Annotated in this window: 21 protein-coding genes; 8 read left to right on the top strand and 13 right to left on the bottom strand. The window is 75.6% G+C overall.

Going from position 1 to position 20228, the window contains the following annotated elements; all coding sequences use genetic code 11:
* The first annotated feature begins 10 nt into the window (after positions 1 to 10).
* Both OKX07_RS18505 and OKX07_RS18500 read left to right on the top strand, forming a co-directional pair.
* Positions 11 to 541 carry a phage tail protein gene (locus tag OKX07_RS18505; RefSeq protein WP_265629468.1) on the top strand — a complete coding sequence of 177 codons (531 nt, stop codon included), beginning with the start codon at positions 11 to 13 and terminating at the stop codon, positions 539 to 541.
* Between the two features lie 316 nt (positions 542 to 857).
* Positions 858 to 2381, top strand: a complete 1524-nt coding sequence (locus tag OKX07_RS18500; protein WP_265629467.1) for an MFS transporter — start codon at positions 858 to 860, stop codon at positions 2379 to 2381.
* Positions 2382 to 2531: 150 nt separating this feature from the next.
* Here the strand turns inward: OKX07_RS18500 and OKX07_RS18495 are convergent, their stop codons facing one another.
* Positions 2532 to 2717, bottom strand: coding sequence for an Rv0909 family putative TA system antitoxin (locus OKX07_RS18495; protein ID WP_265629466.1), 186 nt, complete (start codon positions 2715 to 2717; stop codon positions 2532 to 2534).
* Positions 2718 to 2869: 152 nt separating this feature from the next.
* Between OKX07_RS18495 and OKX07_RS18490 the strand changes: the two genes are divergently transcribed.
* Positions 2870 to 3724 (top strand): RDD family protein, encoded by an 855-nt coding sequence (locus tag OKX07_RS18490; RefSeq protein ID WP_265629465.1) that lies wholly within the window; start codon positions 2870 to 2872, stop codon positions 3722 to 3724.
* 6 nt (positions 3725 to 3730) lie between these two features.
* Here the strand turns inward: OKX07_RS18490 and OKX07_RS18485 are convergent, their stop codons facing one another.
* The 4 genes from OKX07_RS18485 to OKX07_RS18470 are packed head-to-tail and all read right to left on the bottom strand — an operon-like array spanning position 3731 to position 8626.
* A complete protein-coding gene (locus OKX07_RS18485; RefSeq protein ID WP_265629464.1) occupies positions 3731 to 4273 on the bottom strand; it encodes a hypothetical protein in 543 nt (180 codons plus the stop codon).
* 54 nt (positions 4274 to 4327) lie between these two features.
* On the bottom strand, positions 4328 to 7996 hold the full coding sequence (locus OKX07_RS18480; protein ID WP_265629463.1) for a TM0106 family RecB-like putative nuclease: 3669 nt from the start codon (positions 7994 to 7996) through the stop codon (positions 4328 to 4330).
* Between the two features lie 49 nt (positions 7997 to 8045).
* Positions 8046 to 8387 carry a type II toxin-antitoxin system PemK/MazF family toxin gene (locus OKX07_RS18475; RefSeq protein WP_265629462.1) on the bottom strand — a complete coding sequence of 114 codons (342 nt, stop codon included), beginning with the start codon at positions 8385 to 8387 and terminating at the stop codon, positions 8046 to 8048.
* Complete coding sequence (locus tag OKX07_RS18470; RefSeq protein ID WP_265629461.1) at positions 8384 to 8626, bottom strand: ribbon-helix-helix protein, CopG family; 243 nt, start codon at positions 8624 to 8626, stop codon at positions 8384 to 8386. Before OKX07_RS18470 ends, OKX07_RS18475 begins: the two co-directional genes overlap by 4 nt.
* A gap of 91 nt (positions 8627 to 8717) precedes the next feature.
* On the opposite strand from OKX07_RS18470, the gene OKX07_RS18465 reads away from it, so the two are divergent.
* Both OKX07_RS18465 and OKX07_RS18460 read left to right on the top strand, forming a co-directional pair.
* Positions 8718 to 9608 carry an SDR family oxidoreductase gene (locus OKX07_RS18465; protein ID WP_322746800.1) on the top strand — a complete coding sequence of 297 codons (891 nt, stop codon included), beginning with the start codon at positions 8718 to 8720 and terminating at the stop codon, positions 9606 to 9608.
* Positions 9608 to 10264: an SDR family oxidoreductase gene (locus tag OKX07_RS18460; protein ID WP_265629460.1), complete on the top strand. Its 657-nt coding sequence runs from the start codon at positions 9608 to 9610 to the stop codon at positions 10262 to 10264. The genes OKX07_RS18465 and OKX07_RS18460 overlap by 1 nt, the downstream gene beginning before the upstream one ends.
* A gap of 81 nt (positions 10265 to 10345) precedes the next feature.
* Here the strand turns inward: OKX07_RS18460 and OKX07_RS18455 are convergent, their stop codons facing one another.
* On the bottom strand, positions 10346 to 11470 hold the full coding sequence (locus OKX07_RS18455; protein WP_265629459.1) for an alkene reductase: 1125 nt from the start codon (positions 11468 to 11470) through the stop codon (positions 10346 to 10348).
* 135 nt (positions 11471 to 11605) lie between these two features.
* Between OKX07_RS18455 and OKX07_RS18450 the strand changes: the two genes are divergently transcribed.
* Complete coding sequence (locus OKX07_RS18450) at positions 11606 to 12031, top strand: MarR family winged helix-turn-helix transcriptional regulator (protein WP_265629458.1); 426 nt, start codon at positions 11606 to 11608, stop codon at positions 12029 to 12031.
* An 87-nt stretch (positions 12032 to 12118) separates the two neighbouring features.
* Positions 12119 to 13057, top strand: coding sequence for a CPBP family intramembrane glutamic endopeptidase (locus OKX07_RS18445; protein WP_265629457.1), 939 nt, complete (start codon positions 12119 to 12121; stop codon positions 13055 to 13057).
* 17 nt (positions 13058 to 13074) lie between these two features.
* Here OKX07_RS18445 and OKX07_RS18440 read toward each other — a convergent pair whose 3' ends face one another.
* Genes OKX07_RS18440 through OKX07_RS18425 form a run of 4 tightly spaced genes read right to left on the bottom strand, consistent with a single transcriptional unit; the run spans position 13075 to position 16695 of the window.
* Entirely contained in the window at positions 13075 to 13743 is a 669-nt protein-coding gene (locus OKX07_RS18440; RefSeq protein ID WP_265629456.1) for a class I SAM-dependent methyltransferase, read from the bottom strand.
* Positions 13740 to 14603, bottom strand: a complete 864-nt coding sequence (locus OKX07_RS18435; protein WP_265629455.1) for a ChbG/HpnK family deacetylase — start codon at positions 14601 to 14603, stop codon at positions 13740 to 13742. The genes OKX07_RS18440 and OKX07_RS18435 overlap by 4 nt, the downstream gene beginning before the upstream one ends.
* Positions 14600 to 15361, bottom strand: coding sequence for a glycosyltransferase family 2 protein (locus tag OKX07_RS18430; protein ID WP_265629454.1), 762 nt, complete (start codon positions 15359 to 15361; stop codon positions 14600 to 14602). The genes OKX07_RS18435 and OKX07_RS18430 overlap by 4 nt, the downstream gene beginning before the upstream one ends.
* Positions 15358 to 16695 carry a glycosyltransferase family 39 protein gene (locus OKX07_RS18425; RefSeq protein WP_265629453.1) on the bottom strand — a complete coding sequence of 446 codons (1338 nt, stop codon included), beginning with the start codon at positions 16693 to 16695 and terminating at the stop codon, positions 15358 to 15360. Before OKX07_RS18425 ends, OKX07_RS18430 begins: the two co-directional genes overlap by 4 nt.
* Positions 16696 to 16844: 149 nt before the next feature.
* Between OKX07_RS18425 and OKX07_RS18420 the strand changes: the two genes are divergently transcribed.
* The gene (locus OKX07_RS18420) at positions 16845 to 17702 is read left to right on the top strand and encodes a hypothetical protein (protein WP_265629452.1); all 858 of its coding nucleotides are present in this window, start codon (positions 16845 to 16847) and stop codon (positions 17700 to 17702) included.
* On the opposite strand, the gene galE is transcribed toward OKX07_RS18420, so the two are convergent.
* From galE to OKX07_RS18405, 3 genes are all read right to left on the bottom strand, one after another.
* Positions 17686 to 18714, bottom strand: coding sequence for a UDP-glucose 4-epimerase GalE (gene galE / locus OKX07_RS18415; protein WP_265629451.1), 1029 nt, complete (start codon positions 18712 to 18714; stop codon positions 17686 to 17688). The two genes, OKX07_RS18420 and galE, sit on opposite strands and share 17 nt — an antisense overlap.
* Positions 18715 to 18777: 63 nt before the next feature.
* Entirely contained in the window at positions 18778 to 19542 is a 765-nt protein-coding gene (locus OKX07_RS18410) for a uracil-DNA glycosylase (protein ID WP_416220799.1), read from the bottom strand.
* A gap of 39 nt (positions 19543 to 19581) precedes the next feature.
* The gene (locus OKX07_RS18405) at positions 19582 to 20199 is read right to left on the bottom strand and encodes an L-threonylcarbamoyladenylate synthase (RefSeq protein ID WP_265629450.1); all 618 of its coding nucleotides are present in this window, start codon (positions 20197 to 20199) and stop codon (positions 19582 to 19584) included.
* Between the last annotated feature and the right edge of the window lie 29 nt (positions 20200 to 20228).

The raw sequence follows: 20228 nt of genomic DNA, 5'->3' as shown, positions 1-20228 counted from the left end.
AGGCGACGACGTGTACGAGCCGTACCTCGGTGAGCTGCGGATCTTCGCGGGCAACTTCGCACCGCGGAACTGGGCGTTCTGCCAGGGGCAGCTGCTGCCGATCCAGCAGAACACCGCCCTGTTCTCGCTGCTGGGTACCTACTACGGCGGCGACGGCCGCGTCACGTTCGCGCTGCCCAACCTGGTCGACCACAGCCCCGTCGCCACGGGCGCAGGCCCGGGCCTGCAGGCGTTCGCCCTCGGGGGACGCGCCGGCGCGGCGAGCGTCACGCTGACGAACGCCCAGATGCCCGCCCACACCCACCCGGTCCCCGCCGTCGACGCGCCCGGCACCAGGGCCAACCCGTCCGGTGCCGCCTGGGCGCAGTCGCGCCGCGGCCGCGCGAGCGAGCGGCTGTACGGCCCGGCCGCGGCGCTCGTCGCGATGTCCCCCAGCGCGGTCGTCCCCACCGGCGGCGGCCAGCCGCACGAGAACATGCCGCCCTACCTGCGGATCAACGTCTGCATCGCCCTCCAGGGCATCTTCCCGTCCCGCCCCTGACCCACCCCGTCCCCGCCAGGCCACCCCCTGCCTGCGAGAGAGCGATCCAGCCCCACCCCGTGCGCGCGAGGGTCGACCCAGCCCCACCCTGTGCCCGCGAGAGTCGACCCAGCCCCACCCTGTGCCCGCGAGAGAGCAATCCAGTCTCCGATCCATCGGGGTCGTGAGGCGGAGGTGGGCGTCGGCGTGGCCTGGCGTGACGGCGCCGCCGGGTGGACGATCGCCCAGCGGTGCCGACGACGACGCCGCGCGACCGACCGGTCGCGCCCGACGGCGCCGAGCCCCCCGGCTCGATGCCCGCGCCCCTGGAGGTCCCGTGACCGGACCCGACGTCCCCGTCGCCCCGCGCGCAGGCGACCCGTCCGCGCACGCCGGCGACCCGGCCGTCCGCCTCGACGGGCTGCCCGTCACGCGGCGGCACGTCCGGCTGCTCGTCGGGTCCGGCGTGGGGTGGATGTTCGACGCGATGGACGTCGGGCTCATCTCGTTCGTCATCGCGCAGCTCGCCGTCGTGTGGGGCACCGACGCGACGTCCCTGGGCTGGGTCGCGTCCGCGGGGTTCGTCGGCATGGCGGTCGGCGCCGCGCTCGGCGGGCTGCTCGCCGACCGGATCGGCCGCCGCCAGGTGTTCGCGCTCACGCTGCTCGTCTACGGGGTCGCGACGGGGGCGTCGGCGCTCGCGGGCAGCATCGCCGTGCTCATGGCGCTGCGGTTCGTCGTCGGGCTCGGCCTGGGTGCCGAGCTGCCCGTCGCGTCCACCCTCGTCAGCGAGTTCGCGCCGCCGCGCATCCGCGGCCGGGCCGTCGTGCTGCTCGAGTCGTTCTGGGCCGTCGGCTGGATCCTCGCCGCCGTCATCGGGTACCTCGTCGTCCCGGTCGGCGACGACGGCTGGCGGTGGGCGCTCGCGCTCGGCGCCCTGCCCGCGCTGTACGCGGTCGTCGTACGCCGCGGGCTGCCCGAGTCCGTGCGCTTCCTGCAGGCGCAGGGCCGGCACGACGAGGCCGACCGTGTCGTCGCCGACCTCGAGGCGTCCCCGGCCCTCGGCCACGGGGGGCTCACGGGCGCGCAGGTGCGGGACGGCGCCGGGGGGCTGCCGGGCGTGGACGCGGACGTCCCGGCCGGCCGGCCCGCGGCACCGGCGTCGCACGGCCACACACCTGCGCCCGCCGTCGACGCTGCCGACCCCGCCGCTGCCGACCTCGCCGCTGCCGACCCCGCCGCCGCACCTGTCGCCGCGCCGCCTGCCCGGGCGCGCGTCGCCGACCTGTGGGCGCCCGCGCTGCGCCGTCGCACCACCGCACTGTGGGTCGTGTGGTTCGCCGTGAACTTCTCGTACTACGGGGCGTTCATCTGGCTGCCGTCGCTGCTCGCGGCCGACGGGCACACGCTCGTGCGGTCGTTCGGGTACACCCTGATCATCACGCTCGGGCAGCTTCCGGGGTACGCGGCCGCGGCGGTGCTCGTCGAGACGTGGGGACGGCGGAACACGCTCGCCGCGTTCCTCGCCGGGTCGGCGGTCGCCGCCGGGCTCTTCGCTGCCGCGTCCGGCGACGTGCAGATCGTCGGCGCAGGGCTGCTGCTGTCGTTCTTCAACCTGGGGGCGTGGGGCGCCCTCTACGCGGTCACCCCCGAGCTCTACCCGACGCGGGTGCGCACCACCGGCGCGGGCTGGGCCGCGGGGATCGGTCGCACCGCGTCCGTCCTCGCACCGCTCGCGGTCCCGCAGCTGCGCGAGCTGGGCGGCACGACCCTGCTGTTCACGGTGTTCGCCGCGGTGTTCGTCGTCGCGGCGCTGGGTGCCACGGCCCTCCCCGACCACACGGGCGAGTCCCTCACCTGACGCCCCGCCCTCCGGCCCCACCCCCGGCCCCACCCCGCCGAGCGCGGTAGAGGACGGCCGACCGCGGCACGAACGAGTACCGCGCTCGGCCGTCGAGTGCCGCGCTCGGCGGGGCGTGGGGCGGGGCGCCCGCTCGGTGGGGTGCCGGGGTCAGGGCTTCTTCTGGTCGTCCAGGTAGGTCTTGGCCTTGTCGACGATCTCGTCGACCTTCGAGTCGGTGCCGTCGTCGGTGCGGGCCTTCACGGCCGCGGCCGCCTTGTCGAGGGCGTCCTTGGCCTGCTCCTCGCGGCCGGACAGTGCACCCTTCGCCTTGTTCACCAGGTCGTCGAGACCCATCGGTCCCCTCCGTCCGTGTCCGTGGCGCCGTCGGGCGGCGACCTGCCCCCAGTCTGCCGGTGCGACCCGGGTCCCGCGGGACGGGGCGACGTCCGGGACGGCGTGGGCGGGCAGGCTCACGCTCACGGGTGAACGTGCCGATGCTCCAGGACGTGACGACAGCACAGGCTCCGGCCCCCGGGTGGTACGACGACGGCGTGACCGCCGACGTGGAGCGATGGTTCGACGGGCACGACTGGACCGAGCACACCCGTCCGCTGCCGGAGTCCGCCCTGCGCCCGCGCCCGACGGCCGTCGGTGCGTCCGCCGGGTCGGGTGGCAGTGCCACCGCGACGGCCGGGGGCAGCGCGGGGGGCGGCTCGTGGGCGCCCGCGGCGACCAGCCCGTGGCTGCCGGGGGAGCCGATCCCCGGTCTCGAGCCCGTGGACGCTCCCGCCCTGACCTCGACGGCGGGGGGCGTGGCGTCCCCGTGGGGTGGTGGCGACCTGCCGCGGCTCGGGTCGGCCGCCGTGTTCGGCGGGACCGGCCTGCCGGCCGCCGCGTGGGCGCCGACCGGGGACCCCGCCCACTGGGGGTGGCGCGTGCTCGCGTCCACCCTCGACCAGCTCTTCGTGATCCCGCCGTACCTCGTCGGCCTCCTGTACATGCAGTCCACGACGACCTTCGGGGTGGACGTGACCGGTCGGCCCACCACCGTGCCGACCGAGACCGGGGTGACGGCCTTCGGCGTGGGCGCGCTGATCACGCTCGTGCTGTGGTTCGTCAACCGCATCGCGCTGCAGGGCCGCACCGGGCAGTCGTGGGGCAAGCGGATCGTCGGGCTGCGGTTGGTGCACGAGGACACCGACGAGCCGCTGGGCATGTGGTGGGCGTTCGTGCGGGACATGGCGCAGTTCGTCAACAGCGTGCCGCTCTACCTCGGGTGGCTGTGGCCGCTGTGGGACGCGCGGCGCCAGACGTTCACCGACAAGCTCTCGCACGCGCTGGTCCTGCGCGACCCGCGCTGACCCGCGTCAGTCCCCGCGCTCGACGTCCCCGATCGTCTCGACCGGCGAGTCCCCGCCGTGCGTCACGTGGTCCACCTCGACGTGCTCGGGCCCGTCCACGTGCGTGAGGTGCGCGTCGTCGTCGTGCTGACCGTGCTGCTCGTGGTGGCTGTGCTCGACGTCGGTCGTCCGCTCCACGTGCGTCTCCTCCACGTGCGTCGCCCCCTCGTCCCCGCTCGGCTGCTCGACGTGCGTCGTCTCCTCGACGTGCGTCGTCGGTTCGACGTCCTCGGTCGACGAACCGTCCGCGTCCACCTCGTCGTGCGCGTGCGCCTCGGCCTCGATGCCTGCGCGGACCTGCTCGTTGCGCGCCTCGACCTCCTGGCGCTGCTGCTCGAGGGCCTCGCGGATGCGGTCGGCCTGCGTGGCCAGCTCCTCGCGCACGTGCTCGACGCTCGCGTCGACGGCGGCCCGCGCCTCGGCGTCGATCCGCTCGAACTCCCGCGCGAGCGCCTGCTCCTCGGTGCGCAGCGCCGTGCGCACGCGCTCGAACTCCTCGTCCACGCTCATCGTTCCTCCGCCTCGTCGTCGTCGTCGCCGGATCTGCCGTCGTGGGACCCGACGCTACGTGCCCGGGGGCGCCGGCACGACCGATCGCGTCGTCAGCCCGACGAACGCCCCCAGCCGCTCGAGGGACTCGGGGCGGGACGGCAGGGTCCGCGTCAGGTGCGCCGAGCGGACGACGAACGCCGCCCACTGCCCACGGGACACCGCGACGTTGATCCGGTTGCGGTCGAGCAGGAAGTCCAGGCCGCGCGGCACCTGCGCGGGGGAGGACGCAGCGGTCGTCACGAGCACGACGGGCGCCTCCTGCCCCTGGAACCGGTCGACGGTCCCGACGCGGGTCGCGGTGAACCCGGCCGCGTCGAGCGCGCGCCGGACCGTCCACACCTGCGCGTTGTAGGCGGCGACGACCAGCACGTCCGCCGCGGTCAGCGGGCGCTCCGCCGGCGTCGCCCCGGGGTCGCGCCAGGTGCGGCCGACGAGGTCCGCGACGAGCCGCACGACCACGTCGGCCTCCTCGGGCGACGCGACGGCGTTGCCATCGTGGTCGACGAGCACGCCGTGCACACCGGGGGGCACGCCGTCGAGCGAGCGCGCGGCCGCGCCGGGTGAGGCGACGAGCCGGCCCTCGTAGGCGAGCGTCGAGACCGCCGCGCACAGGTCGGGGTGCATCCGGTAGGTCACGGGCAGGAAGTACCCGAGGTCTGCGGGCAGCGTGTCGGAACCGTCCGTCAGCCAGCCCAGCGCGCTGCGGTCGACCGGCTCGGGGTGCGTGCCCTGGCTGACCTGCGGGAGCTGCTGCGGGTCGCCCAGCAGCAGCAGGTTGCGGGCCGCCCCGGCCACCGCGAACGTCGTCGCGAGCGCGAACTGCCCGGCCTCGTCGACGACGAGCAGGTCCAGCGGCTCGGTGGGACGGCGCTTGGCGTTGACGAGGTCCCACGCCGTCCCACCGAGCACGGCCCCGGCCCCGGGCGCACCGCCGGGGTGCGCGGCCCAGAAGGCCCCGAAGCCCGCGTCCGGCACCCAGGTCCACGGCGCCGCCGGGTCGGCGGCGCGCCCGTCGGATGCCGCGGGCGCCTTCTTGGCGATCGCACCCGCGGGGACGCCCGCGCCGGCCACGCCCCGCAGCATGTTCTCGACGACGGCGTGCGACTGCGCGACCACCCCGACGCGCCACCCGCGCGCGACGAGCGCGGCGATCACGCGGGCGCCCGTGTACGTCTTGCCGGTCCCGGGCGGTCCCTGGACGGCGAGGTAGGAGTCGTCGAGGTCGAGCACGGCGCGCGTGAGCACGTCGACCAGGTCGCCGCCGGCCGCCGGCAGGGGCCCGCCGGAGCGGGTGCGGGGCGGTGTGCGGCGCGCCAGGTCGAGGACCGCGGCCCGCGGCAGCGGCACGTCGTCGTCCGCCGCCGAGCCGCCGGACGTCGCCGCGTCGTGCACCCGCTGCGCGAGCCCGCGGATCGCCTCGCGCAGCGGCGCGGTCGCGATCGGCCCGGCGGGTGCCAGCGCCATCGGCAGCTCGGTGAACGCCGCCGATCCGCGCGGCCGGGTCTCCTCGACCAGCAGCACGTCGCGCGGTCGGGTCCCGTCGACCTCGGCGGTGACCTCGAGCACCGTCATGCGCTCGCACCAGCCGCGCGGCGCGTCGAGCGACGTCTTGACGCACTCCGGCAGGGGAGGGTCGTACAGGCCGACGGCCTGGGCGCCCGGTCGCAGGTCGCTGCCGGGCTCGAGCCTGCCCGTGAGCCGCAGGACGCGCCGCTCGACCTGCTTGCCCGCCGGCAGGTGCCAGTCGGTGACGACCTCCACCGCTCCGGGGCGGTCCGCGAGCAGCACGTTGCGGCGCTCGGCCCAGTCCGACGGGTGCGCGCCGAGGCGGTCGAAGTGACCCCACCAGTAGGGCTTGTCCTCGCGCTGGTGGTACCGCAGCGCCCCGGCGACGAGCGCGACGGCCTGCCGCGCGGGCGTGCGCACGACGCCCTCGCCCGGCCCGAGCCCGGCGAGCGCCAGCAGCTCGTCCTCGAGCGGGTCCGGGGCGGCGAGCTCGGCGGCGCGGGCCTGCGCCTCGGGGTCGAGCACGACGGCGCGCGTCGGGGCGAGCCCGGCCTCGTCCAGGCGGGCGAGCAGCCAGTCGCGCAGCCCGAGCGTCGAGTCGCAGTCGTAGTGGTTGTAGACCTCGATGGCCTTGATGCGGTCGGTCCAGTCGTCGAGGCGTCCGGCGTCGCGCGCGGCGACCGCCTCGGCGTACTCGACGATCGAGTCGGCCGCGTTCGTCACGCCGTCGCCGCGGCCCGTCGCCATGTACAGGGGCTCGAGCTTCTTCAGCGAGGCCGACCGCTGCCCGGTGCGGACGCCCGCCTTGACGGCGGCGTACAGGTCGACGAGCAGGCCCTCGCGCAGCAGCGCGTCGACCTGCGCCTCGCCCTCGCCGTGCCGCCCGGCGAGCTTGCGCAGCGTCGTCTTCTCGTACGCGGCGTAGTGGTAGACGTGCATCCCGGGGTGCTGTGCGCGGCGCCGCGCGAGGTAGGCGAGGAAGTCGCGCAGGGCGACGCGCTCGGCGGCGCGGTCGTGCGCCCAGAACGCGACGAACGGCGCCTCGGCACCGGTTGCGGGAGGGTTCTCGACGACGCCGAACAGGTACTCCAGGCCCCAGGCGTCGGGCTCGCCCGCCATCGCGGCGTCGAACCACAGGGGGTCGCCCTCGAAGTCGAAGAAGATGTCGCCCGGGTCCGCGGGCGGCAGCAGCGCGGCGATCCGGTCGGGGTGCGGGACGGCCCACGGGACGTCGGTCGGGTGCGTCGGGTCGGGGTTGCGCGCCTCCTGCTCGACCTGCAGGCGCGCCTGCAGCAGCACCTTCTCGACGACCTCGGGGCTCAGCCCGTCGACCTCGAGGCCGTCGGGTGCGGCTGCGAGCGCGTCGATCGTCGGGTAGCCCGCGGCGACGAGCAGCGGCCGCTGCCGCTCGTACACGCCGGCGACGAGCGCGACGTCCCGCTGCGCCTCGAGCTGGGCCGTGCACACGCCGCACCGGCCGCACGACGCCCAGCGGTCGTCGTCCCACACGACGGGCGCGTCCTGCGCGCGGTGGGCGTCGAGCATCTCCTGCAGGCGTGCCCGCCGCTCCAGGTACACGGGGACGAGGTCAGCGACGGCGTGCCGCGTGACGACGCCGTCACCGAGCACCAGCTCGACCTGCCGCGCCACCGGCAGCCCGGCGAGCGCGAGCTGGTCGGCGTACGCGGCGACCTGCAGCAGGGCCGTCGGCCGGGCGTTGCGCGCGAGCTTGGCGTCCCGCACGGACCACGCGCCGTCGTCGTCGCGCACCACGAAGTCGGCGCGTCCGACGAACCGGCCGTCGAAGAACGCGGCCTGGTGCACGACGTCCGCCGACGCGAGCCGGTCCAGCGTCGCCGCGTGCGCGGCCGCCAGGTGGGTGCGCGACCCCGGGTCCCGCGTCGCCGGCACCTGCGCGAGCCCGCCGCGCGCCCCCGGTTTCCACACGCCGTACTGCGCCACCAGCCCTCGCAGCACGCGCTGCTCGTGCTCGTCGCCGAGGTGCGCGACGCGCGCGAGGACGACGTCGGTGTCCGGCTCCGCCGCAGGCCCGCGTCCGAGCAGCGCGTCGAGCGCGCGCAGCACCGCGTACTCGCACTGCGCCGCGGCCGTCAGGTCGCTGGCCGAGTACGTCAGGGTCGAGCTGGTCGCGGTGCCGTCGTCGAGCAGGATCACACCGGCAGGCTACGGCGACCCACCGACACCGCCGAGCCGTGCCGCGACGTCACAGCGCGAGCACCAGGCGCAGGCCGTCGTCGATCGCCGCGACGAGGTCCGCAGGCAAGGAGGCGACGGGGTACGTGACGTACTCGCGCGACGCCACGGTGACCTGGGAGACGTTCGCGACGGAGTCCTTGGCGAGTCCCGAGGCGACGCGCGGGACGAACACGTTGCCCGGCACCGCTGCGAGCGACGTGTTCGAGGTCAGAGGGACCACCACGACGGTGCCGATGGCCGAACGGTTGAAGTCGTCGGCCTGGACCACGACCGCCGGGCGCTGCTTGCCGGGTTCGCTGCCCCGGGGTTCGCCGAAGTCGACCCAGCAGACGGAGCCACGGTCGATCACCACTCGTCCTGGGTGATGACGTCGGCTGCGTGGCTGCGGAAGGGTGCGGAGTCGGCGGCGGGCTGGCCGCCGGTCCTGATGGCCGCATCGATGCGCGCCGTCACGTCGGAGCGCTCGAGCTCGGTGGCGTACCGCTCGGCGGCGCGGCGGTAGAACTCGGAACGCGTCATCCCGTGCCGCCGCGCGCTGGCGTCGATGCGGGCCGCGACGTGGTCGGGAAGCGAGATGGCCGTCTTCATCACGCGAGTATAACTCGATTATACCGGGGTCGACCAGCCCCTCACCCCTTTTCCGGATGCCGGTCGCGCTCCCCGACCGCACGATGGAGAGATGGCCGACCAGACGACCCCCCAGGACCCCACCACCCAGCAGCCCGACCCCAGCAGCCACGGCGCCGAGCAGATCGCGCACCCCGGGCTGACCGACGACATGGACACCGAGCCGGACCACGGCGAGGAGTCGTACCGCGGCTCCGGGCGCCTCGAAGGGCGTCGTGCCCTGATCACCGGCGGGGACTCCGGCATCGGCCGCGCCGTCGCCATCGCGTTCGCCCGCGAGGGTGCCGACGTCGCGATCTCCTACCTCCCCGAGGAGGAGGAGGACGCCCGCGTCACGCTCGGCTGGGTCGAGAAGGCGGGCCGCCGCGGCGTGGCGCTGCCGGGCGACATCCGCGACGAGGAGCTCGCGCGCTCGCTGCCGGGCCGCGCCGCCGAGGCGCTCGGCGGGCTCGACGTCCTCGTCAACAACGCGGCGTACCAGATGGGGCAGCCGGGCGGGCTCGCCGACGTCACCACCGAGCAGCTCGACCGCGTCCTGAAGACCAACGTCTACGCGATGTTCTGGATCACCCAGGCCGCGCTGCCGCACCTGGGCGCGGGCGCGTCGATCATCAACACGTCCTCGATCCAGGCGTTCGATCCCAGCCCCGCGCTGCTCGACTACGCCTCGACCAAGGCCGCGATCCTCAACTTCTCGAAGGGCCTCGCGCAGGAGCTCGCCGAGGACGGCATCCGCGTCAACGCCGTGTGCCCCGGCCCCGTCTGGACGCCGCTGATCCCCGCGACCATGGACGTCGAGAAGGTCGAGGACTTCGGTGCCGAGACCCCGATGGGCCGCGCGGGCCAGCCGGCCGAGCTCGCACCCGCGTACGTCTTCCTCGCGTCGCAGGAGTCGTCGTACATCACCGGTGACCGCATCCTCGTCACCGGCGGCAAGTCCTGATGCGCGTCGTCGTCGTGGGTGGCCACGGCAAGATCGCCCGCCTGCTCGCCCCGCTGCTGGTCGCCCGCGGCGACGAGGTCGTGCCCCTGGTCCGCCGCCCCGAGCACGCCGACGCGCTCGCGGCCCTGGGCACGCAGCCCGCGCTCCTCGACATCGAGGCGTCGGACGCGGACGACTTCGCGTCGGTGATGGTCGGGGCCGACGCGGTCGTGTTCGCGGCCGGCGCCGGGCCGGACGGGAACGCGGGGCGCAAGCGCAGCGTCGACCTCGAGGGGTCGCTGAAGGCGCAGGACGGTGCCCGCCTGGCGGGCGTCCGGCGGTTCGTGCAGGTGTCCGCGATCGGCGTCGACGCGCCGATCACGGACGACATGCCGGCCGTGTGGGCCGCGTACGTCGTCGCCAAGCGCGACGCCGACGAGGCGCTGCGCGCCACCGACCTGGGCTGGACGATCCTGCGGCCGGGCGGCCTGACCGACCAGCCGGGCTCGGGGCGCGTCACGCTGGGCGACGAGGTCGCGCGCCGCGACGTCCCGCGGGCCGACGTCGCGGCGGTCGTCGCGGCCGTGCTGCTCGACGACCGCGCCGTCGGCCACCAGTGGGAGCTGGTCGCGGGGGACACCCCGATCCCGGAGGCGTTGACCCGCGCGACCGCCTGACCTCCCGCGGCGGGCGCTCGAGAGGCCGTCCCCGGACGTCAGGGACGGCCTCTCCGGCGACCGGTGCGACGGCGCGCCGGGTCAGCGGTCGAGCGGTACGCCCGCCGACGACGCGCGCCCCACCGGGATGATGTCCGCCAGCGCCGGGTAGTCGGTGTACCCGACGTGGTCGCCGCCGTAGAACGTCGCGGGGTCCGGCGTGTTGAACGGACCGCCGGCCCGGATGCGCGCGTCGAGGTCCGGGTTGGCCAGCCACAGGGCCGCCAGGGACACCGCGTCGGCGACGCCGGCGGCCATCGCCTCGTGCGCCGCCTCGGCGGTCGCGGGGTAGACCGCCATGGTCACGTGCGGGTTGAGGATCAGCGTGCCGGGCCAGGCGGACCGCAGCTGCTCGGTCAGGTCGCGCGTGCCCATCTCGATGACGTGCAGGTACGCGATGCCGAGCCCCGCGAGCTCGTCGAGCAGCGCGGTGTAGACCGGGACGGGGTCGGCCTCGACCATGCCGTTGTACGGGCTGCCCGGCGAGACGCGGATGCCGACACGGTCGGCGCCGACGACGTCGGCGACCGCGCGCACGACCTCGACGGCGAAGCGGGCGCGGTGGGTGGCGGAGCCGCCGTACGCGTCGGTGCGCAGGTTGGTGTTGTCGGCGAGGAACTGGTGCACCAGGAAGCCGTTGCCGCCGTGCACCTCGACCCCGTCGAAGCCGGCCTCGACGGCGTTGCGGGCGCTGTGCGCGAACTCCTGGACGGCGGTGGCGACGTCCGCGGGTGTCATCTCCCGCGGCGTCGGGTGGTCCAGCGGGCCCTCGAAGCCGATCAGCTGCTCACCGGAGGCCACGGCGGACGGCGCGATCGGCAGCTCGCCGTCCGGGTACAGCGACGGGTGCCCGATCCGGCCGCAGTGGGTGAGCTGCGCGACGATGCGGCCGCCCCTCGCGTGCACCGCGTCGGTGACCAGGCGCCAGGCCGCCACCTGCTCGGCGCTGTGCAGGCCGGGGGTCAGGATGTAGCCCTGGCCCCGCACGCTCGGCTGGATGCTCTCGGAGACGATCAGGCCGGCGCCGGCGCGCTGGGCGTAGTACTCGGCGGTCAGCGGGGTGACGACGCCCTGCGGGGTCGCCCTGTTGCGCGTCATCGGGGCCATCACCAGGCGGGACGGCAGCGGGATCCTGCCCACGGTGACCGGGTCGAACAGCGTGCTCATGAGGTCTCCTCACCAGGGCGCCGCGCGTGCCCGGCACCACTTACTTGATTGACTCATGGAGAGCGTGGCAGAGTTCCTTGAGTGAATCAAGCACTTGATCGGAGCGTGACTCGCGTGCAGGCTTACGATCGCCTCATGGCAGTACCCTCCGTGCCCGCGACCGCGGGGACCGACGTCGAGCAGGCGATGTTCGCGTTCGTCGACGCCTACAACCAGGCATGGGAGGCCGCGGCGGGCGAGCACGACCTCAGCACCGCCCAGGCCTGCGTGCTCGGGCGCGTCGAGACCCGCCGCAGCATGGGCGAGCTCGCCGAGGAGCTGCGCTGCGACGCGTCCAACATCACCCAGATCGTCTCCCGGCTCGAGGCCCGCGAGCTGGTCCACCGCGAACCCCACCCGCAGGACCGGCGCTCCCGGCAGATCGTGCGCACCCCGAGCGGCGACGACCTGTACGGCGTCTTCGAGGAGTCCTTCGAGTTCCCGAGGGCGGCCGCCGCGAACCTCACCGACGCGGAACGCCGGCAGCTCACGGCGCTGCTGCGCAAGGCGCTGCCGGGCTGACGGCTCGTCCATCCGGAGGAGCCGCGCGACGTCCCTCGTCGGTTCGCACGACGCGCAGGTGCCCCCGGCGCTGTCACCGTGCGGGACATGCCCGCACCGTCTTCCGCGTCCGTCCCGACGCCCGGCACCGTCCCGACACCTGCCACCGTCCCCACGGCAGGGCCTCTGCTGCCGCGCACGGGGGCCGCGCTCGCGGCGGGCCTCGCGGCGGTGGCCGGTGCCGCGCTCGTGCTCCTGCTCGTCGTCGCGCCCGACGGGCTGCGGAGCTCGGCCGACCCCGGGGCGCCGACCGTGCCGTACTGGCACCTGCTGCTGCCGACGGCGGTCGCGCTCGTGCTGGTCCGCGTGCTGCCGCCGCGGGCGCCGACGCTCGCGCCGGTGATCGCGCCGGGCGGACCCGGCACCCGCCGGGTCGTGGTGGCCGTCGCGGCGCTGCTGACCTGCGCGGCGGCGTTCCCCGTGGTCGTCGCCGCGACCGACGTCGCGGCGTCCGCCGCCTACCACCTCGTCAAGATCGTGGTCGTGGTCGCGCTGCCCGGGCTGGTGGTGCTGGCGACGCGCGGGTCGCTGCGCACGGCGTGGCCGCGTGCCGCGTGGCGCTGGTGGGCGCCCGCGGTCGTCGTGCTCGTGTGGACCGCCCTCGCGCAGGCTGCGCCCTGGTTGCGGCACGCCGACTACTCCGCCTACCCGACCGACCTGCTCGTCGCGGCGGCGGTCGCGACGGCGCTGACGGCCGGCGTCGGCGAGGAGCTGCTGTACCGGGTGTGGCTGCAGACCCGGCTCGAGGCGCTGCTGGGCCGCTGGGGCGGCATCGCGGTGGCCGCGCTGGTGTTCGCGCTCATGCACGTGGGCTCGCGGCACGGCCAGGGGCCGCTCGTCGAGGTCGCGGGCGCGGTCGTCGTGCAGGGCCTGACCCTCGGGGTCGTCGCGGGGTACCTGTGGTCCCGGTACCGCAACGCCTGGCTGACGGTCGCGCTGCACGTGCTCGCCAACGGCTACGTCGTGGCGGCCGCGCTGCTCGATTGACCTGCGCCCTCGCGCCCTCAGACCGCCGCGCGCTCGCCGACGAGCACGTGGTGCGGGTGCACGCGCCCGGCGTCCAGGCGGGTGGCCGTCACCGTCAGGCCCGCGTCGCGCAGCCACCCGGCCATGACGTCCGGGGGCACGAACGTGAACGTCGTCGACCCCGCCGTGATCCGCAGCACCCGCACCGACAGCGTCTCCTGCCAGCGGTTCCAGCGGACCTTCCAGGCGGGGGAGGCCCCCATCTCCTTGACGACGAGCCGCCCACCGGGCGCGACCTGCGCGGCGGCGGCGGCCAGCAGGCTGCGCTGGGCGTCGGCCGGCAGCAGGTACAGCACGTCGACGACGACGACCGCGGCCCACGGCCCGGGCGGGACGGCGCCGTCGGGCGCCACGGCGAGCTCGAGGTTCGGCACGCGGGCGGCGGCCCCGGCCCCGGCGGCGATCTTGTCGGCGTCGATGTCCACACCGACGACCCGTCGGCCCGGCCCCGACAGCGCGGCGTACGCGCTGAACAGCCCGTGCCCGCAACCGATCTCCAGGACGGGGCCGGTGGCGGGCAGCAGGCGCTCGAGGCGGCGGAACGGCGCGCTCCACCACCGCACGTGCACGTGCGCGCGCTCCTGCCAGGGGGCGTCGGCGTACAGCGCGAGGGCGCTCCTCCCGGCAGCGTCCGGTCGTCGTGTCATGCCCGTCCCTCCGCGTCGTGGGCGTCCGACGCGCCCAGCCCGGCGAAGCCTGTCAGGCGGTACCCGCACGCGTCGAGGAGGGCGCGCGTGCCCGGCGACGTCAGCGCGGCGAGCTCGTCCGCCCACCGGTACCCCCACGCGAACCGTGCGGCCTGCGGGTCGTCCGCGACCCCCGGGTGGGCGTTGACCTCGAGCGTGCGCGCGCCGCGGGCGGCCGCGGCCCGCAGCGTCGCGGCCAGCCGGGTCTCGTCCATCGCGCCCGCCTCGTCGAGGCCCGCGTAGTCGTCGGTCGTGGTCAGGCCGGCGCGCGCCAGGCGGCGGCGCAGGCCGTGGCTCAGGACGCCGACGCCGACGCCCGTCGCGCCGACCGCCCGGCTGCGCGGCAGCCGCACCGCCGGCACGCCCGCCGCGAGCGCGAGCTCGGTGACGACCCGGCCCACGAGCGGCCACAGGTGCGTGTGCTGGTGGGTGTCGAGGTGCGTGACCGGCACGCCGACGCCCTGCACGCGCTCGAGCTGGGCGCCGAGCTCGCGCCGGACGTCGTCCGGGTCGATGCGCCCCGCCAGCCCGCGCGCGACGACCGTCCGGTAGCTCAGGGGGAACCGGCCGTCGCGGTCGACGAGGGTCGGGACCTCGCGTGCGGACAGCAGCGGGGGGTCCTCGCCGACGAGCGCGAGGTGCGCGCCGAGCTCGAGCGTCGGGTGGTCGCGCAGCAGGCGGGCGGCGTCGTCGAACGCCGTGCCGACCGCGAGCAGCGACGTCGCGGTGACGACGCCGTCGACGTGCCCCCGGCGCACGGCCTCGTTGACCCCGGGCGTGAGGCCGAGGTCGTCGGCGGTGACGACGAGCAGCCGGCTCACTTCGTGGGCCGCGCCGGCAGGGTGCGCAGCTCGCGCCGCAGCGTCCACATCTCGGAGAGCATCGTGCGGATCACGCCCAGCGACGACAGCGTCGACACCCCGCGGGTCCGCGGGAAGTAGTCCACGCCGATCTGCAGCACCTGGAAGCCGGCCTTCTGCGCGCGCACCAGCAGCTCGGCGTCGATGAAGGACCCCTCGCTGCGCAGCGCGACGTGGTCGAGCACCTCACGCCGGACGAGCTTGAACGCGAAGTTCACGTCGCGCACGTGGGTCCCGAACATGGCGCGCACCAGGCCGTTGTACAGGAACGAGTAGACGGCGCGGCGCGGGCCCTCGCCCGTGCGGTCCAGGCGGTAGGCGCTGACGATGTCGACCTCGTACGTCTGCAGGACGCGCAGCGCGCGGACCAGCTCGCGCATCTCGAACGGCAGGTCCGCGTCGGTGTACAGCACGACGTCGCCCTTGGCCGCCTCGAACCCCGAGCGCATCGAGCCGCCCAGCTTGCGGTTGACGGGATGGGTCACGACGCGCACGTGCTCGTCGTCCGCCGCCAGCGCGGCGGCGATCTGAGGCGTGCGGTCAGTGGAGGCGTCGTCGACGACGATCACCTCGTAGTCCATCACCTGACCGCTCTCGACGAGCTCGCGGCACGTCACCGACGCCGCGGTCACGGCGCGCTCGATGTACTCCTCCTCGTTCCACATCGGGAAGAAGACGGAGATGCGGGCCAGCGGCCCCGGCCCCCGTGTGGACGTCATGACACTGCCACCCCTCTGCCGAACAAGAACGTGAGCACCACGAGAAGGATGCCGCAGACGACCAGCGTGACGGGTGCGACCCAGCGCCGGCTGCGGGTCGCGAGGAAGTCCCCGGCCGCGGCAAGCACGGGGAACGCGACCAGCACGTACCGGCCCGTGCCCATGAAGTCCTTGGTCCCGATGATGGGGATGAGGAGCACCACGGCGGTGAACGCCGCGTACCCCCACCCGAACAGCCGCTGCACGCGGCGCAGCAGCAGCACGGCGCACAGGCAGGCCAGGGCCTGCAGGGTCAGCAGCAGCGCGACGTCGTACGGGCCCTTGATGAGCGTGCCCGCATAGACGATCTTGAACCACGTGCGCGGCCCGACGCCCTGGTTCCAGCCCGGTGCGGACTCGACCTCGACGAACGCCAGCGGGTGCCCGAACGCCAGCCACAGGTACACGCACCACCCGACGAGCCCCAGCCCGGACACGAGCACGCCGACGTGCCGCAGGCGGACGTCCCGGACGGCCGCGACCAGGTCGCGCCACCCGGGGCGGACCGGCGCCGCGTCGACGCCGCCCGGTGCGACCGCCTCGACGGCGCCGCCGGCCTCGGACACGACCTCGGACGCGGGCACCGACGCGACCTCGGACCCGGCCTCCGACGCGGCCTCCCGCGCGGCCCGGCGGTCCTCCGCCAGGATCTCCAGCGTCCGCACGACGAGCCCCACGGCCACCGCCACGCCCACGGGCCGTCCCGCGGTCGCGACGGCGCCCACGAGGCCCGCGGCCAGGTACCAGCGCCGCTCCAGCAGCACGAACGCCAGGACGGCGCTGAGCAGGAACAGCGCGTCGGCGTACATCGGGCCGTACAGGAAGAACGCGTACGGGTAGAGCAGCAGGACCGCGACCGCCATGACGGCCGACCGCCGCGGCAGCCGCCGCCGCGCCCACAGCGCGAAGAGGACGACGGCGACCAGGCCGCACAGGACGGTCAGCAGCTGCCCCGCCACCTGGTGGTCGCCGAGGACGTCGCCCAGCGCGCCCACGCTCAGCGGGTACGCGGGGAAGAACGCGACCGACGACTGCTGCCCGGGCGAGTAGGAGTAGCCCCCGCGCACGATCCCGAGGTACCAGGCCGCGTCGTACTGGTACCACCCGTCCAGCCAGGACGGCCCGAGGAGCTCGGGGTCCTGGCGGCGCTGGGCGCGCGTCGACAGCGCGACGACGACCGAGAGCGCGACCACGAGGACCGTGAAGGCTGCCGCCACCACCCCCCCGTACCGCCACGCCGCGCGCCGACCCGCACGCCGGTCGGGCGCCTCCGGTGGCGTGTCCTGCCTGGTCATGACCGTTCCCACCAGTTCCCCTGCCCTTCGTGCCGGGTGTGCCCGGCGGCGGTCGTGACCCCCATAAGGTGAGACGTCCCAGCGGCCCGGAAGGTTGGTCCCCGACCGGGTGACATCGTGGCCGCGGGTCCACACGACGGAGGTTGCGGGTGACGGGTCTGCTGGCCGTGGGAGGTGCCGCGCTGTGCTCCGGGGCGGCGGTCGTGCTGCAGGCCGTCGCCGCACGGCGGCTGCCTCACGACGCGGGGCTCGGCGCGACGCTGGTGCGTCGGCTGCTGGGGTCGCCCGCGTACCTCGCGGCACTGGCCCTGGTGGTCCTCGGGTTCGGGCTGTCGTTCGTGGCGCTGCGCACCCTGCCGCTGTTCCTCGTGCAGGCCGGGCGTGCCTCCGGGCTCGCCGTGGCCGCGGTCCTGGCGGTCCTGGTGCTCGGTGCGCGGTTCGGCCGACGGGACGCGTGGGGTCTGGTCGCGCTGGGCGTCGGGCTCGTGGGCCTGGCCCTGAGCGTCGCCCCCGCACCCGTGGCGGCGCCCGCGGCGGGGGTGCCGCTCGGGCTGCTGGCCGCGGCGCTCATGCTGGGCGTCGTCGCGTGGCGCGTCGCCGCGCGCCCCCCGTCGCCGCGCACGGGCCTCGTCCTCGCGGTCGCCGCCGGCTGCGGGTACGCGCTGCTCGCGCTCGCCGCGCACGTCGTCGACCTGTCCCGGCCCGCGCGGCTCCTGCTCGACCCCGCGCTGTGGGCCGGGGGCCTCGGCGGCGTGCTGGCGCTCGCGCTGACCGCGCTCGCGCTGCGGCGCGCCCCCGTCGTGCCCGTGACCGCGGCGACCGTCGCGACCGAGACGTGCCTGGGCGCGGCGCTCGGGCTGCTGCTCGTCGGCGACCGCGCGCTGCCCGGTCGCGGCGTGCTGGCCGCCGTCGCGTTCGCGCTGGTCCTGGGGGGTGCGCTGACGGTCGCCCGCTTCGGTGCCGCCGACACCCTCGCCGAGCCCGATCAGGTCAGCGCGCACGACTGACCTGCTCGGCGCCCGCCTGCTCGGCGCCCGCCTGCTCGGCGCCCGCCTGCTCGCCGCGGGCCGCCGACCAGGCGCTGCGCAGCACGTCGTCCAGGCCGTACGACGCCTGCCAGCCCAGCCGGTCGCGCGCGCGGCCCACCGCGGCGACGACCGTCGCGGGGTCACCGGCACGCCGCGGCAGCACCTCGACCGGCAGGCCGTGCCCGTCGAGCGCGCACAGCCGGTCGACGACCTCGCGCACCGACACCCCGGACCCGGTCCCCACGTTGAGGACCTCCGCGGCGGGCGTGGCCGCGCCCTCCAGCGCGCGCAGGGCAGCGACGTGCGCGTCGGCGACGTCCCGCACGTCGACCAGGTCGCGCACGCACGTGCCGTCGGGCGTCGGGTAGTCGTCGCCGTTGACCTGCGGGGCCTCGCCCCGCGCCAGGCGGCCGAGCACGGTCGTCACGAGGTTCGCCTCCTCGTCGTCGCGCAGCAACCACGAGCCGGCGCCGGCGACGTTGAAGTAGCGCAGCGAGAACGACCCGACGCCGTCGGTCACGGCGCGCGCGGCGAGGTCCTCGCACGCGAGCTTGGTCGCGCCGTAGGGGCTGATGGGGTGCGTCGGCGTGTCCTCGTCGACGAGCGCCACGGCGGGGCTGCCGTACACGGCGGCGGACGACGAGAACACCAGGTGCGGGACGCCGGCGGACGCCATCGCGCGCAGGACGTGCGCCGTGCCGCCGACGTTCTGCTCGTGGTACCACGCGGGCCGCGCGACCGACTCGCCGACCTTCTTGCGGCCGGCGAGGTGCACGACGGCGGTGACGTCCCAGGTGTCCATCGTCTCGACGAGCACGTCGGGCGACCCGGGGGTCGCGAGGTCGACCTGGACGAGCGGCAGGCCGGGCACCCGGTCCGCGCGCCCCGTCGACAGGTCGTCGACCACCACGACGCCGCGGCCGCTGCGCAGCAGCGCGTCGACGACGTGCGCCCCGATGTATCCGGCTCCTCCGGTCACCAGCACGTTCACGGCCGCGAGCGTAGAGCGTGAGGGCCGTGCGGCGGGTCCCCCCTCAGGAGGACCCGGGTCCGCTCATGGGATGACCTCCCGGGCGCGGTGCAGCACCGCATCGAGCATCGCGGGGGTGAGCCGCCCCGTGAAGGTGTTCTGCTGGCTCACGTGGTAGCACCCGAGGAGGGTGAGATCCCGCGCCTGGGCCGCGTGGTGCAGCGTCACCTCGGCGCCGTGCGCGAAGGCCGGGCGGGGTCGCGGCACCGTCCAGCCCTGCTCGGCGAGCGTCGTCAGCAGCGCCTGCCACCCGAACCCGCCGAGCACGACCGCGACCCGCGGCGCGACGAGCGCGAGCTCGCGGGCCAGCCACGGCCCGCAGGTGCGGCGCTCGTCGGGCGTCGGGACGTTGGCGGGGGGAGCGCAGCGCACGGGTGCCGTGACGCGCACGTCGTGCAGCGTCAGGCCGTCGTCCGCGGCCGTCGACGTGGGCTGCGACGCCAGGCCCGCGCGGTGCAGGCCTGCGAACAGGAAGTCCCCGGACCGGTCGCCCGTGAACATCCGGCCCGTCCGGTTGGCGCCGTGCGCGGCGGGCGCCAGCCCGACGACGACGACGCGCGCCCGCGGGTCACCGAACCCGGGGACGGGGCGCGCCCAGTACGTCTGCCCGCGGTACCGCGCCGGTGGGTCGGCCGCCACCGCCTCGCGCCACGCGACGAGCCGCGGGCACGCGCGGCACGTCGTCACCGCGTGGTCGAGGGTCGCCAGGTCGGGGGCGGCGGTGGCCGCGGCCGCGACGCCCGCGGGGGACGTGGGCCCGGGTGCCGCGCCGCCGCCCGGGGTCACCACGCGCGTCCTGACGCGGACCGGGTCACCACGCCTCCCGCGTCAGAACCGTGACGGGTCGCCCGCGCCCACGCGGACGACCTCCGGCGCACCGGACGTCCAGTCGACGACCGTCGTCGGCTCGGTGCCGCGGTCGCCCGCGTCCACGACCGCGTCGAGCACGTCGTCGAGCTCCTCCTTGATCTGCCAGCCCTCCGTCATCGGCCAGTCGTGGCCCGGCATCAGCAGCGACGACGACAGCAGCGGCTCGCCCAGCTCCCGCAGGATCGCGAGGGCCACCGGGTCGTCGGGGATGCGCACGCCCACGGACCGCTTCTTCGCGTGCGCGAGGCGCCGCGGCACCTCGGGCGTCGCCAGCAGGATGAACGTGTACGGCCCGGGCGTCGCGGACTTGATCGCACGGAACGCGCTGTTGTCGAGGTGCACGAGCTGCCCGAGCTGCGCGAAGTCCGCGCACACCAGCGTGAAGTGGTGGGTGTCGTCGAGGTGCCGGATGCGGCGGATGCGGTCCGCCCCGTCGTGGTTCTCCAGGCGCGTCCCCAGCGCGTACATCGAGTCGGTCGGGTAGGCGATGACGGCGTCGTCGCGCAGCATCGCCACGACCTGCGCGATCGACCGGGGCTGCGGGTCCGTGGGGTGCACGTCGAGGTACCGGGCCATGGCACCAGCCTAGGAGGGGACGGCCCTGC

Source organism: Cellulomonas sp. S1-8 (assembly GCF_026184235.1).
In the GTDB taxonomy this organism is placed as follows: Bacteria; Actinomycetota; Actinomycetes; order Actinomycetales; family Cellulomonadaceae; genus Cellulomonas.
The sequence above is the reverse complement of the archived record's forward strand: the minus strand, read 5'-3'. Positions and strand labels throughout refer to the sequence as shown.